The following is a 14,686-nucleotide window of genomic DNA, read 5'->3' as shown; positions in this document are numbered from 1 at the left end:
TATGGAATAAAAGTGCGGTGGTTTTACCGTGCTTTTTTTTTGATAATTCAACCTTGTCACTTTGGCTAAAAATAGCCAATTAGTCTCAAAAAACGTTCCGAAACTAAATTGCTGAATATTGATTTATAAGGGGAAATTTATCCAAAAATCGCAATAATTTCGGAACGTAAAATAGCCATCAAGCATTGAAACCACAGGATTTGGTGATATTTTATCTGAATGTCGTAAAAATACGAATGAAAAATTATGCGTAATCGCTGATGTGATGACTTACAGTTTCAGTGTTGTTGGCAAAACCAATGTTCAAAATCCCCTGGATGTTATTGACCGCACTTTTATTAATCTCTATACTACGCGCCGAGTTGGTTAGACAATCGCTGGTTTATTGAAGCCCTTAACCGTGTTCGCACGACCTAGTGGGACAAGTAAACGAGAGGAAAGTCCGAGCTACACAGGGCAGAGTGCCGGATAACGTCCGGGAGGCGTGAGCCTACGACCAGTGCAACAGAGAGAAGACCGCCGTGCAAACGGTAAGGGTGAAAGGGTGCGGTAAGAGCGCACCGTGCCATCGGTAACGGTTGGCAGCAGGGTAAACTCCACTCGTAGCAAGACCAAATAGGAACTCAATGGATGGCCCGTCCAGAGTTCGGGTAGGTCGCTTGAGCGGCGGGGTAATTCGTCGCCTAGAGGAATGATTGTCCACGACAGAACTCGGCTTATCGACCAACTCAATATTTTCAATAAAATGACCGCACTTTAGTTTATTTGTAACGAATGGATTAAAGTGCGGTTATTTTTTTAGCATTTCTCGACATTATGCCGCAAATACACAAAAGGGAAAACGGTCGTATGCCCTTATGAATAACCCCAACATCTGGCTGATGAGGTTGGAGATAATATTAAATCTTTTTCATAGAATGTGATCCCAAATGCTTGGCTAATTCGGCAAGATGTTTTCCGTTGGGAAGGATTAAATCCGGTGAAATATCCATTAAAGGCACGATGACAAATGCTCGATTGTGCATATCATAATGAGGGATGGTGAGGCGTTCGTGTTGGATGATATCATTACCATAAAGTAGAATATCCAAATCTAATGTTCGTTCTCCCCAACGGCGTAAACGGACACGCCCTTGGTCATTTTCGATGCGTTGTAATTCATCTAATAAAGACAAAGGGGCAAGGACAGTTTCAATTTTTGCCACCGCATTCACATAATCAGGCTGATCTTGTGGTCCAAGCGGTTTGCTTTGATAAAAAGCACTCACCGAAAGAAGTTGGGTTTGCGGTAAGTTTTCAATGGCTTTCAATGCATTGTTGAGTTGTTCAATAGGGGTATTTAAATTGCTCCCCAAGGCGATATAAGCCGTGATCATCGTTTGACTCCCATCTTATTATTATGCTGAAGATTTTGGATGACGAGGTTTACGGGCTCGAAAGTATTTTTTCTTTGGTTTTGGATGTAAACGCTGTTGTTCTTGGACAAGCTGATGGCGCTGTTCGCTATTACTGAACTGATATTCATGCCACCATTTAGCGAGTTCAACGATTTCTCCCCCTTCAATCTCAGCACGCATCACTAACAAATCAAAAGCTGCACGAAATTTGGGGTGTTCCATCGTGCGCATTGGGGCTGAACCGGTGCGTTTTAACAATTGCAATTGCAAGAACCAAATATCACGAATCACTGCGGTGTGACGACGTGGTGCTGCCAAGGTGCGACAGAATGCCTCTAAAACGTCATTTCCGGCTAAAGCGTAAGCATCGTGATTATTTAAGCCCCCTTCATTTTTTAACATTTCCACTTTTTCACGCAATGGATACCAAAAAAATGCGGCAAATAAAAAAGCAGGATTAATGCGCAATTTATCGGCGATTCGTTCATCCGTTGAGGTGAGTGCGGTGAGGATCATTCGCTCAGCAAAACTGTCCCCTTTTTCGGTGAAGAAGGAAACAAGGCTAGGAAAGAGCTGTTCGAATAAGCCATATTGACGTAATAAACGATAGGTTTTCACCCCATGACCGGCTTGCAACAATTTCAAACTTTCATCAAAGAGACGGGCTGGAGGAATGTTTTTTAGCAAATAGGCCAATTCACGAATAGGCTGCTCACTCGGCTTTTCAAGGAACATCTCTAATTTCGCCATAAATCGAATTGAACGTAACATTCGTACCGGATCTTCTTGATAACGGGTAACGGGATCGCCAATTAAACGTAATTTTCCGGCTTTGAGATCTTCAATACCGTTGAAATAATCACGCAGTGTATTATCTTGAGGATTGTAATAAAGGGCATTCACGGTGAAATCACGACGTTCGGCATCTTGTTCAATAGTGCCATAGACATTATCACGCAAAAGCATTCCTTCATCATTTTGTTTAGCTTGATGTTCGCTACGGGCATCATTGTGATTAGCACGGAAAGTTGCCACTTCAATGATATCCCGACCAAACATAATATGGGCTAAACGGAAACGGCGACCGACTAAACGACATTGGCGTTGAAAAATTTTTTGAATTTGCTCCGGACGGGCATTGGTCGCCACATCAAAATCTTTTGGTTGTTTACCGAGCAAAAGATCACGAATACAACCGCCAACAATATAGGCTTCAAATCCTTGACGTTGTAATTTTTCGACAACCGTCAGGGCGTTACGACTAAACTGGCGGGGAGTGATCCCCAAATGCGCAGCTTTAATCACATTTTTATGCGATTTATCAGTTTTGTTTTTTTTGTTATGCGGTGCGTTTGAATGCTCAACTCTTCTAGAATGAGCCTTTGTTTGGACGGTTTGTTTTACGCTATTTTGTGATGCTGTTTTTTTCTTTTTACCAAACAAATTTTTAATATAAGTAAAAATAATAAACTCCGTTTGCTGTGGTTGAATCAGGTAAGGGATCGCATATCCTGATGTTGTTATGACATTTCTCTTGCAATGAGAATGTAAAAAGTGCGGTTGGTTTTAACCGCACTTCTATTTCTTTAAACAGAATAAATTAACCGGCGACTTGTTTTTCACGGATTTCCGCAAGGGTTTTACAGTCAATACAAAGGTCCGCCGTTGGGCGGGCTTCCAAACGACGAATACCGATTTCTTCACCGCAAGAGTCGCAGTAACCGAAATCATCGGTATCCAGTTTTTTCAATGTCGCTTCAATTTTTTTCATTAATTTACGCTCCCGATCTCGGTTGCGTAATTCTAGGCTGAACTCCTCCTCCTGAGTCGCACGATCAGCCGGATCAGGGAAATTTGCTGCTTCATCTTGCATATGCGCAACGGTACGCGAAGCCTCTTCCACGATTTGTTCGTGCCAAGCCGTTAAGATTTTTTTAAAGTGAAGAAGTTGATTTTCATTCATATATTCTTCATCTTTTTTTGGTTGATATGGTTTTACGCCTGCCAGCTCTAATAAACTTAACGTTGCCTTTGACATATCTCACTCCTAATACGAACAGAATTTAAGCGTGAAGTTCACGACTTCCTGTCATAGTTTATAGTTCGTTCTCCACAATGTTATTGAGAACCCGATTTTTTGAGGGCGATATAAATAGCAAAACTTTTAGCTTTTAGCAAATAAAATTTCCCTAGCAAAATCGTATTTTGCGATCAATGTCGCAAAATTTATAAGAGAAGATTGCCTATCCACTCAAAAATACATAGCGTGCACACATTTTACTGTGCAATTTTACCCTTATGCCCTTATGCCCTTTACGCTATTTACGCTTGCCACGAGTATGATTGTGGCATCATTGTCGTTGCTCGTGTTACCTGATTTTATGCTCATCACAGTAAAGCAAATGCTGTTGTGTAATTTTATCCTTGCGCTGATCACATTTTGTTTTTACCGGCTCAAAAAATTTTCTGTTTTTCAGATTATTATGCGTTTGAATATTCTGATATTAGCATTGGGCTACGCACACGCTTTCGCTTTGGATTTATTGCATCAAGCGGAGAAAATCTCAGTAAAAAAACAGTCGTTGGAATTTACCATTGAGGAAATATTACACCAACAGGCATATCAAACCTTCATTGTGAGCACGCAATTAGAGGAAGGGGGGGAACCACGGCGAATTTTTCTGAATTGGAAAGCGAAAGAACGCCCTTTTTTAGGTGAACGGTGGCGAGGAGAGGTTTCTCTCCGTCCACTTTCAGCCCGATTGAATTTAGGCGGCTTTGATCGCCAGCAGTGGTATTTTTCCAAAGGCGTGATTGCCACGGGAACATTAAAAAGTGCGGTTAAAATTGACGATGATTTTTCATGGCGGGAGAAAAAATTACAACTGGCGATGAAACAAACAGCGGATTTATCTTCACAAGGATTATTGCTCGCCTTAGCTTTTGGCGAACGTGCTTGGTTAGACAAAAACATCTGGAAAATTTATCAGCAAACAAATACTGCGCATTTAATGGCGATTTCCGGTTTGCATATTGGGTTGGCTATGGGGATCGGGTTTTTACTGATGCGCATTGTGCAATTTTTTCTGCCCTCAAGATTGATTACCCCTTTTTTACCTTTAGTATCCGGTGGGATTTTTGCCGCCTTCTATGCCTATCTCGCCGGGGTGAGTATCCCCACTTTTCGGGCGATTTCTGCCTTGATTTTTGTTTTTGGGTTGCAACTCTATCGGCGGCAGTATTCGCCTTTCCAACTTTTTATTTTAGTGGTGGCATTTCTGCTTTTTTGTGATCCGCTGATGCCTCTTTCACTCAGTTTTTGGCTTTCGGTTGGTGCAGTATGTAGTTTGATTTTTTGGTATCGTTATTTCCCCCTTTCCCTGTTTCAATGGCAACACCGCCCTTTACCGAAAAAAGTGCGGTGGATTTTGGGGTTATTTCATTTACAGTTTGGTTTATTGCTGTTATTCACGCCACTACAACTCTTGTTATTTAACGGGGTAGCATTGAATGGTTTTTTTGCCAATGTGATCGCAGTCCCCCTATATAGTTTTTTGCTTGTTCCCCTGATTTTATTTTCCGTAATGGCAAACGGGGTGGGCGAAGCTTGGCAATTAGCGAACGCCTTGGGGGAGGGGATAACGCAAATACTTGCTTTTTTTCAGGAAAATTGGGTGGCTATTTCGCAAAATTTATCTTTGATTTTGACCGCACTTTTCAACCTGTTTTTTGCTTTTCTCATTTATTTTATTTATCGTGAAAAACCGCTTTTTGTGCAAAAACTGAAACCGTCACGATGTTTCACCTTAACGCTTCAACCTTTACCTGCCATTAAGAAAAAACAGGGCATAAGCATTTCAATTGGTATTGCGCTGTTATCTCTCTCAATTTTTGTTTTTCGACAATATCAAAAACCGATTTGGCAACTTGATACGCTGGATGTAGGACAAGGCTTGGCAACCTTGATTGTCAAAAATGGTCGGGGGATTTTATATGATAGCGGTGCGGTATGGAAAGGCGGTTCTATGGCGGAATTAGAAATTTTGCCCTATTTGCAACGGGAAGGCATTGTGTTGGATACATTGATTTTAAGCCATGACGACAACGATCATTCAGGTGGGGCAAAAGTGATACTCAATACCTTTCCAAATGTGGCATTGATGAGCCCTTCGGAAAAAAACTACGGCGAAAGTCACCGCACTTTTTGTGTGGCAGGTAACACATGGGAATGGCAAGGTATTCGATTTCAAGTGATTTCTCCACAAAAGCCGGTAAAACGTGCCGATAATCCGGATTCTTGCGTGATTTTGCTGGATGATGGCAAGTATAAGGTCTTGCTGACCGGTGATGCGGAAATTCAAAATGAACGGATTTTTGCCCGCACTTTAGGGAAAATTGATGTGCTGCAAGTAGGGCATCATGGCAGTAAAACCTCCACCGGTGAAATGTTACTTTCACACACGAAACCGGATCTTGCGATGATTTCAAGTGGGCGTTGGAATCCTTGGAAATTCCCTCATCCGACAGTCATAGAACGTCTTAAACGACATCAAAGTATAGTAGAAAATACAGCAATTTCAGGGCAAATTCGGGTGAGTTTTTATCCAAATAATTGGAAAATTGATCGTGCAAGAACCGCTTTTTCGCCTTGGTATGCGCGAGTGATTGGATTATCAAGGGAATAAAAGGTACAATGCGACCGAATTTTTTTTCGGATAATAATTCATATGCAAGATAAAGACCTTTCCACTATGCAAACCTTCAAGCGTTTGTGGCCAATGATTAAACCTTTTAAAGCGGGCTTGGTTGTCGCTGCCGTTGCGCTTGTGCTCAATGCTTTAGCGGATTCCGGCTTAATTTATTTATTGAAACCGCTGCTTGATGAGGGATTTGGTAAAACGGATCATACTTTTTTGAAAACGATGGCGTTCGTTGTCGTAGGGATGATTTTCCTGCGCGGACTGAGTAGCTTTATTTCTAACTATTGTTTGGCTTGGGTTTCCGGCAAAGTGGTGATGACAATGCGTCGTCGCTTATTTAAGCATCTTATGTTTATGCCGGTGAGCTTTTTTGATCGTCATCCTTCCGGCAAATTGCTTTCCCGTATTACCTATGATTCTGAAATGATCGCCAATTCTTCTTCGAATTCCTTGGTCACCATTGTACGGGAAGGGGCGTATATTCTTTCTCTACTTGCCGTGATGTTTTATACCAGCTGGGAATTGACATTAGTGTTATTTGTGATCGGTCCGATTATTGCCCTGTTGATTCGTATCGTGTCAAAAATCTTCCGTAAACTCAGTAAAAATTTGCAAGATTCCATGGGAGAACTCACCTCCACCACAGAACAAATGTTAAAAGGGCATAAAGTGGTGCTTTCTTTTGGGGGGCAGTATGTGGAAGAAGCGCGTTTTAATCAGGTGAGTAACGATATGCGCCGTAAAGGAATGAAAATGGTAACCGCTGATGCGATTTCCGATCCGGTGGTACAAATTATTGCTTCTCTTGCCCTAGCTGCGGTACTTTATTTAGCGACCACGCCATTAATCGCTGATGATAATCTAAGTGCGGGTTCTTTCACTGTGGTGTTTTCCTCAATGCTGGCGATGATGCGTCCACTGAAATCCTTAACCAACGTTAATTCTCAATTCCAACGGGGAATGGCGGCTTGCCAAACCTTATTTGCCATTTTAGATTTAGAACCGGAAAAAGATAACGGGCGTTACAAAGCAGAACCAGCAAAAGGGCACTTGGAATTTAAAAATGTGAGCTTTGCTTATGAAGGCAAAGAGGAACTCGCATTAAATAACATTTCCTTCAACATTCCGGCGGGTAAAACCGTGGCATTGGTGGGGCGTTCCGGTTCAGGGAAGTCTACTATTGCCAACCTCGTCACTCGTTTCTATGATATTTCACAAGGTGAAATTCTGCTTGATGGCGTGAATATTCAGGATTACCGTTTATCCAATTTACGTCAAAATTGTGCGATGGTTTCTCAACAGGTGCATTTGTTTAACGATACAATTGCGAACAATATCGCCTATGCTGCAAAGGATAAATACACCCGTGAAGAAATTATCGCCGCCGCCAAAGCCGCTTATGCCTTAGAGTTTATTGAAAAATTGCCCCAAGGTTTTGATACCGTCATCGGTGAAAATGGGGCGAGTTTATCCGGAGGGCAACGTCAGCGTTTGGCAATCGCTCGAGCCTTATTGCGTAGTGCGCCGGTGTTAATTTTGGATGAAGCCACTTCAGCCCTTGATACAGAATCTGAACGGGCAATTCAATTGGCACTGGATGAATTGAAAAAAGATCGCACCGTCCTTGTGATTGCTCACCGCCTATCAACCATTGAAAATGCCGACGAAATTTTAGTGATTGAACACGGCGAAATTCGTGAACGGGGTAATCATAGTGAACTGCTCGCTTTAGAGGGAGCATACAAACAATTACATAGTATGCAGTTTAGTGGGTAGCTTTAACGCAGGTTGAAAAACTTGCGTTATTTTCTTTGCACTTTTGAGAGGAACATTTATGCCATTTTGGTATTCCCATTCAAAACTTGCTTGGCTTTTTCTACCGTTTTCACTGTTATTTTGGTTAATTAGCCAAATTCGTGTTCTCTTGTTTTCCCTTGGGCTGAAGGCTTCCTATCGCGCCCCCAAACCGGTGGTGATTGTGGGGAATTTATCCGTTGGGGGGAATGGAAAAACCCCGGTGGTGGTGTGGCTGGTGGAAGAAATAAAAAAACGTGGGTTGCGGGTTGGGGTGATTTCCCGTGGCTATGGTAGCCATACGAAGACTTATCCCTTATTGGTGACAGCAAAAACTGATCCCTTTGAAGGGGGGGATGAGCCGGTTCTCGTCGCTCAACGCACCGGTGTACCGGTGGTGATTTCACCAAATCGCCGACAAGCTATTGAGCAACTTTTGACGTACAGCGATTGCGACATCATTATTTCCGATGACGGATTACAACATTATCAATTGCAACGAGATATAGAAATTGTGGTGATGGATGCAGAACGAGCCCTTGGTAATGGCTTTGTATTGCCCGCCGGTCCTTTGCGTGAATTGCCAAGCCGATTAAAAACCGTGGATTTTGTGATTACCAATGGCGGTAAAAATCAATATTCCGAGGCGGTGATGACCTTAGTGCCTCATTATGCTGTTAATTTAAAAACCAATGAAAAACGCCCGTTGAGTGATTTTCAGTCCGCTATTGCTATTGCCGGTATTGGTCATCCGCCACGTTTTTTTACCATGTTGGAAAAATTAGGCATAACCCTAATACAAACCCAAAGTTTCCAAGATCATCAACATTTTAATGCCTCACAATTGGAAAAATTTCCGCAAAATCAACCGCTCTTTATGACGGAAAAGGATGCGGTAAAATGCCAAGCCTTTGCGCAAGAAAACTGGTGGTATGTGCCGGTGGTGGCTGAGGTGGTGGAAGCGGAAAAACAAGGCGAAAATTTACCGCACTTTTGGAAAAAAATAGAAGCACTCGTGGAGCGATACAACAATGCCTGAGCGACTAAATCCAAGATTGCTTGAAGTGATCGCTTGCCCTCGTTGCTTGGCTCGTTTGCAATATGATGCTGAAAATCAACGATTAGTTTGTCGCTATGAACAGTTGGCTTATCCTATTGAAAACGGTGTGCCACTGTTAGTCGCAGAAAAAGCAGAGAAGATCACAGATTAACTTTTGGGCGGTTAAACGCCTGAGAATGGTTAAAGATTAAGAAGGAATAGTTTATGTCATTTACTGTTATTATCCCCGCCCGTTTTGCCTCCTCCCGTTTGCCGGGGAAACCCCTTGCGGAAATTGCCGGAAAACCGATGATTCAACATGTCTTTGAAAAAGCACGGCAATCGGGGGCAAACCGTGTGATTATTGCTACGGATAACGAAAATGTTGCCGCCGTTGCACAAGACTTTGGGGCGGAAGTCTGTTTAACATCCGAACATCATAATTCCGGAACAGAGCGTTTAGCCGAGGTGGTGGAAAAACTGGCGATTTCCGATGATGAAATTATCGTCAATATTCAAGGAGATGAACCCCTTATTCCCCCTGTTATTGTTCGTCAGGTAGCGGAAAACTTAGCGAAATTTAATGTGAATATGGCAACCCTTGCTGTGAAAATTAATGAAGCGGAAGAATTATTTAATCCGAATGTCGTCAAAGTGGTAACGGACAAAGACGGCTATGTGCTGTATTTTTCCCGTTCCGTCATTCCTTACGATCGGGATCAATTTATAGGCTTGCAAGAGATCACAAAAGCCACGTTGGCGAATGTATATTTACGCCATATCGGTCTTTATGCTTATCGTGCCGGTTTCATTAAAAAATATGTGCAATGGTCGCCGACACAGTTAGAAAATTTAGAAAAACTGGAACAATTGCGTGTGTTATGGAATGGTGAACGGATCCACGTTGAACTGGCAAAAGAAGTGCCTGCCGTGGGCGTGGATACGGCGGAAGATCTCGAAAAAGTGCGGTCGATTTTAGCGGCGAATTAAGATGTTTGATGCAAAAAAATTTCTGACAACGGTTTCCCATGAACCCGGTGTTTATCGTATGTATGACGATAAAGATCAGGTGATTTATGTGGGGAAAGCGAAAGATTTAAAAAAGCGTCTGTCGAGCTATTTCCGTTCCAATCTCAGCAGTAAAAAAACCGAAGCCTTGGTCGCTTCCATTCATCATATCGACACTACGATCACCTCTTCTGAAACGGAAGCCTTATTGTTGGAACACAATTTCATCAAGCTTTATCAGCCCCGTTATAATGTGCTGTTGCGTGATGATAAATCCTATCCTTTTATCTTATTAACCAAAGAACGCCACCCCCGTATAACGGCTTACCGAGGGGCAAAAAAAATTGCCGGTGAATATTTTGGGCCTTATCCCCATGCAGGGGCAGTGCGGGAAACCTTATCTTTGCTGAAAAAATTATTTCCGGTACGACAGTGTGAAAACTCCGTTTATGGCAATCGCTCCCGCCCTTGTTTGCAATATCAAATCGGGCGTTGTTCTGCACCTTGTATTGCAGGTTATGTCACTGATGAAGAGTATTCACAACAAGTGGAATTGGCACGTTTATTTTTACAAGGTAAAGATCAACAAGTGTTGGATTATTTAATTGGCAAAATGGATCAGGCAAGTCGGGATTTGGATTTTGAGCAAGCCGCCCGTTATCGGGATCAAATTCAAACAGTACGATCAGTGATTGAAAAACAGTTTGTATCGAATGAGCGGTTAGATGATATGGACATTATGTCCATTGCCTATCAACAGGGTTTGGCTTGTGTGCAAGTGATGTTTATCCGCCAGGGAAAAGTGTTGGGTAATCGTAGCTATTTCCCTAAAGTGCCGGCCAATACGGATCTTTCTGAGCTCACGGAAACCTTTGTGGGGCAATTTTATTTGCAAGGGCATCAAGGTAGAACGATTCCAAATAGCATCATTGTGGATCGAAAACTCATAGAAAAAGCGGAATTAGAAACCCTGCTCACAGAGCAAGCAGGTAGGAAAGTGACGATCCAAGAAACGGTGAAAGGGGATAAAGGAAAATATCTGCAACTGGCGCAGGTGAACGCAAAAGCCGCTCTTGCAACCCAACTCAAGCAATCCTCACGAATGGGCGAGCGTTATCAGGCATTATGCGAATTATTGGGGATGTCGGAAATTAAGCGAATGGAATGTTTTGATATTAGTCACACCATGGGGAACCAAACGGTGGCGTCTTGTGTGGTGTTTAATCAAGAAGGCCCATTAAAATCCGATTATCGCCGTTTTAATATTGAAGGCATTACTGGGGGGGATGATTATGCCGCAATGGAGCAGGCGCTCAAAAAACGCTATGACCGTGATTTAGAAGAAGACAAAATTCCTGATGTGATCTTTATTGACGGCGGAAAAGGGCAACTTAACCGTGCTTTAGCGGTATTTCAGAATCTGAATGTAAAATGGGATAAAAATCGACCGCACTTAATAGGCGTGGCGAAAGGGGTTGATCGCCGGGCCGGGCAGGAGGTGCTGATGATCAGTAAACAACACCGTGAAATTCATTTGCCCGATGACAGTTTGGCGTTGCATTTAATCCAACATATTCGTGATGAAAGTCACCATCACGCCATTAGCGGACATCGCAAAAAACGGCAAAATGCCTTCACCCAAAGTGGGCTTGAAACCATTGAGGGGGTCGGGGCAAAACGCCGTCAAGCGCTGTTGAAATATCTTGGCGGCTTGCAAGGTGTGAAAAATGCCACGTTGGACGAAATCGCTTCAGTTCCGGGGATTTCAAAGAAATTAGCGGAAACGATTTATGAAACTTTAAGAAGTTGATGAAATATCTATTGTATTCTTTGGAAAGAGATTATGACTTCGTTCTTAGAATTTTATCATTGGAGAGATTAAATTAGATGTTAATTCCGGCAAAATTAATTTGTAATTATCGCTTGCAAAACAGTGTATCACGTACTTCATTACTACAATATCTTGATAAATCAAGCGATTATCCCCTCGTATTAATTCACGCTCCCGCCGGTTATGGAAAAACAACACTGGTTTCTCAATGGGTGGGACATCAGAAAAATGTGGGGTGGTATTCATTGGATGAAAGCGATAATCAACCGGGTAGATTTGCTGCTTATTTTATTGCCGCATTACAGACCGCACTTGGGCAAGAAATTGAAACCGATGAATCCTTGTATATCCAAAAGGATTTACAAACGCTTTTTACTCAGCAACTCGTGAAAATATCAGCCGTTACCGAGCATTTTTATTTAATTATTGACGATTATCACATCATTGATAATGAAGAAATTCACGAGGCATTAAAATACTGGGTCCGTCATCAGCCGACTTGTATGACATTGATTTTAATTTCCCGCTCGGTACCGCCTTTAGGTATTGCCGGTTTGCATGTTCAAGAACAATTATTGGAAATTAATAGTCACCAGCTTTCTTTTAATCATCAAGAAAGTGTCGAATTTTTTCACTCTCGTTTCAACGAGAGCATTACACCACAAGAAATTGCCTCACTTTGTGATGAGGTGGAAGGCTGGCCAACGGCACTTCAACTTATCAGTCTCTCCGCTAAGCAGAAAAAACTTCCTTTAAAAGATGCCGCCAAACGTTTAGCAAAACTGAATAATTTTCATATTTATAGCTATCTGAGCGAGGAAGTCTTTGCCCAAATTGATCAGGATACGAAACGATTTATCTTGCGTTGCTCCATTTTGCGTTCAATGAATGAAACCTTGGTACAGCAGGTGACCGGTGAGCTTAATGGTCGAAATAAATTAGAAGCGATTGAAAAACAAGGACTTTTTTTACAACAAATGAATGCTGAAGATAATTGGTGGCGATTCCATCCCTTATTTGCTTCATTTTTAACCCATTATTGTCAATTAGAGCTCGCTGAAGAGCTTGCTCAACTTCACGGAAAAGCCGCAATTGCTTGGTTGAAATTAGGCTATACCACAGAGGCCTTATATCACGCCGTTCAACTAGAAGATCACCGTATTTTACTTAATATTCTCTCGGAACAAGGTTGGAAATTATTTCATCAAGGCGAGCTGAAACTACTTGAGCAGCACCTCGACTATTTGGATGATATGAGCTTTGTTCAATCCCCCCAGCTAATTTTATTAAAAGCGTGGTTGGCGCAAAGTCAGCACCGTAATGCGGAAGTGAATGATATTTTTGAACATTTTGATCGAGTGCTTGCCGATCAAAAAATTCAATTGAGCCAAGGGATTCAGCCGGAATTTGATGTGTTGCGTGCACAGGTGGCGATTAATCAAGGCGATGAAAGGACTGCACTTCATTTAGCGATTCAAGCGCTCGATCATTTGTCAAACACCAAACACCAAACACCAAACACCAATTATGCCAAAATTGTGGCAACTTCCGTCATTGGTGAAGCATATCATTGTCAGGGAAATTTCACCGATGCGTTGGAAATGCTTCAAAAAGCCGAAAAAATGGCGTGGAAATATCACACGCCCCATAATATTTTATGGGCATTACTTCAACAATCGGAGATTTTTATTGCTCAAGGATTTACGCAGGCAGGCTATGACATCTTAGATAAAGCCAGTGCTTTTGTGAAAGAGTATCACCTACAAAAAGTGCCAATGTACGAGTTTTTGCTCCGCTTAAAAGGGCAAATTTTATGGGATTGGTACAATTTGGATAAAGCGGAGGCTATGGCAAATGCCGGTATCAAGGTATTAAATAAAGATGAGGAGCGTCTGCAATGTTTAGCCTTATTATGCAAAATCTCTATTGTGCGGGGCGATTTGGATAATGCCTCTCGCCTTCTAAAACAAATTATTGATTTGCAAAAAACACATCATTACCACCAAGATTGGGATGCGAATGCGAACCAAGTCAAAATTGTGCTATGGCAAATGTTAGGGGATGTGAAATCTGTTGAGGCTTGGCTTGTGCAAACTCACCGTCCGATCAATGAAAAAAATCACTTCAATCAAGTTCAGTGGCGTAATATTGCGAGAGCATTAATCTTGTTAGAAAAATATGATGAGGCGGAGAAAATCTTAAATCGTGTCATTCAAACAGCTCAAAAACTGAAATTGATCAGCGACTTAAATCGTGCACTTATCTTACGGAACCGCCTTTATTATCTCACAGGAAATAAGGACGCGGCACAACAGGATTTAATTCAGGCTTTGCAACTTACCCGACAAACCAATTTTATTAGTGTTTTTGTCGTTGAAGGTGAAACGATGGCACAACAGATTCGTCAGTTACTGCAATCCAATATATTAGACGAGTTAACTGTACATAAAGCGCAGTTTATTTTACGTAACATCAATCAGTATTATCGACATAAGTTTGCCCACTTTGATGAACAATTTGTCAATAACCTTATTTCTAACCCCAAAGTGCCTGAATTATTAAAAATTAGCCCTCTGACACCACGAGAATGGCAAGTGCTGGGGCTTATTTATTCGGGTTACAGTAATGAGCAGATTTCAGATGAATTACAAGTGGCAACGACGACAATAAAAAGCCATATTCGCAATCTTTATCAAAAAATTGGTGTATCAAATCGTAATGAAGCAATTGATTATGCAAAAGAATTGTTGCAATTAATGGGGTATCGGTAATTTATCTTAGGCGATCTTCCGAAAAATAGCGGTATTGTTTCGCCATTTCATAGCTTGATTTGTGTTTTATTCGTAAGGACATATTTCGTGTGTCCTTACGTTTATTGCCATAAATACTAAAAAATAAAGCGTTTTTTGACCGCTCT

At 41.8% G+C, this 14,686-nt stretch carries 10 protein-coding genes and 1 other RNA gene; 8 read left to right on the top strand and 3 right to left on the bottom strand.

What is annotated here, in order from left to right; all coding sequences use genetic code 11:
* The first annotated feature begins 358 nt into the window (after positions 1 to 358).
* Positions 359 to 735: RNase P RNA component class A (gene rnpB / locus BKK50_RS04410), an RNA gene on the top strand.
* A 164-nt stretch (positions 736 to 899) separates the two neighbouring features.
* Here rnpB and folK read toward each other — a convergent pair.
* The 3 genes from folK to dksA form a co-directional block, all read right to left on the bottom strand.
* A complete protein-coding gene (gene folK / locus BKK50_RS04405; RefSeq protein WP_077415690.1) occupies positions 900 to 1,376 on the bottom strand; it encodes a 2-amino-4-hydroxy-6-hydroxymethyldihydropteridine diphosphokinase in 477 nt (158 codons plus the stop codon).
* A gap of 21 nt (positions 1,377 to 1,397) precedes the next feature.
* On the bottom strand, positions 1,398 to 2,702 hold the full coding sequence (gene pcnB, locus BKK50_RS04400) for a polynucleotide adenylyltransferase PcnB (protein ID WP_143529752.1): 1,305 nt from the start codon (positions 2,700 to 2,702) through the stop codon (positions 1,398 to 1,400).
* Positions 2,703 to 2,997: 295 nt separating this feature from the next.
* Entirely contained in the window at positions 2,998 to 3,435 is a 438-nt protein-coding gene (gene dksA / locus BKK50_RS04395) for an RNA polymerase-binding protein DksA (protein WP_059365396.1), read from the bottom strand.
* Between the two features lie 268 nt (positions 3,436 to 3,703).
* On the opposite strand from dksA, the gene BKK50_RS04390 reads away from it, so the two are divergent.
* From BKK50_RS04390 to malT, 7 genes are all read left to right on the top strand, one after another.
* A complete protein-coding gene (locus BKK50_RS04390) occupies positions 3,704 to 6,082 on the top strand; it encodes a DNA internalization-related competence protein ComEC/Rec2 (protein ID WP_077415692.1) in 2,379 nt (792 codons plus the stop codon).
* Between the two features lie 42 nt (positions 6,083 to 6,124).
* A complete protein-coding gene (gene msbA / locus BKK50_RS04385) occupies positions 6,125 to 7,873 on the top strand; it encodes a lipid A ABC transporter ATP-binding protein/permease MsbA (protein WP_077415686.1) in 1,749 nt (582 codons plus the stop codon).
* Positions 7,874 to 7,931: 58 nt separating this feature from the next.
* Positions 7,932 to 8,930 (top strand): tetraacyldisaccharide 4'-kinase, encoded by a 999-nt coding sequence (gene lpxK / locus BKK50_RS04380; RefSeq protein ID WP_077415684.1) that lies wholly within the window; start codon positions 7,932 to 7,934, stop codon positions 8,928 to 8,930.
* Entirely contained in the window at positions 8,923 to 9,102 is a 180-nt protein-coding gene (locus BKK50_RS04375; protein WP_077415682.1) for a Trm112 family protein, read from the top strand. Before lpxK ends, BKK50_RS04375 begins: the two co-directional genes overlap by 8 nt.
* A gap of 53 nt (positions 9,103 to 9,155) precedes the next feature.
* Positions 9,156 to 9,920, top strand: coding sequence for a 3-deoxy-manno-octulosonate cytidylyltransferase (gene kdsB / locus BKK50_RS04370; RefSeq protein ID WP_077415680.1), 765 nt, complete (start codon positions 9,156 to 9,158; stop codon positions 9,918 to 9,920).
* Between the two features lies 1 nt (position 9,921).
* A complete protein-coding gene (gene uvrC / locus BKK50_RS04365) occupies positions 9,922 to 11,748 on the top strand; it encodes an excinuclease ABC subunit UvrC (protein WP_077415678.1) in 1,827 nt (608 codons plus the stop codon).
* 77 nt (positions 11,749 to 11,825) lie between these two features.
* Complete coding sequence (gene malT, locus BKK50_RS04360; RefSeq protein ID WP_077415676.1) at positions 11,826 to 14,540, top strand: HTH-type transcriptional regulator MalT; 2,715 nt, start codon at positions 11,826 to 11,828, stop codon at positions 14,538 to 14,540.
* Positions 14,541 to 14,686 lie beyond the last annotated feature (146 nt).

Source organism: Rodentibacter rarus (assembly GCF_001998965.1).
GTDB classification, from domain to species: Bacteria; Pseudomonadota; Gammaproteobacteria; order Enterobacterales; family Pasteurellaceae; genus Rodentibacter; species Rodentibacter rarus.
The sequence above is the reverse complement of the archived record's forward strand: the minus strand, read 5'-3'. Positions and strand labels throughout refer to the sequence as shown.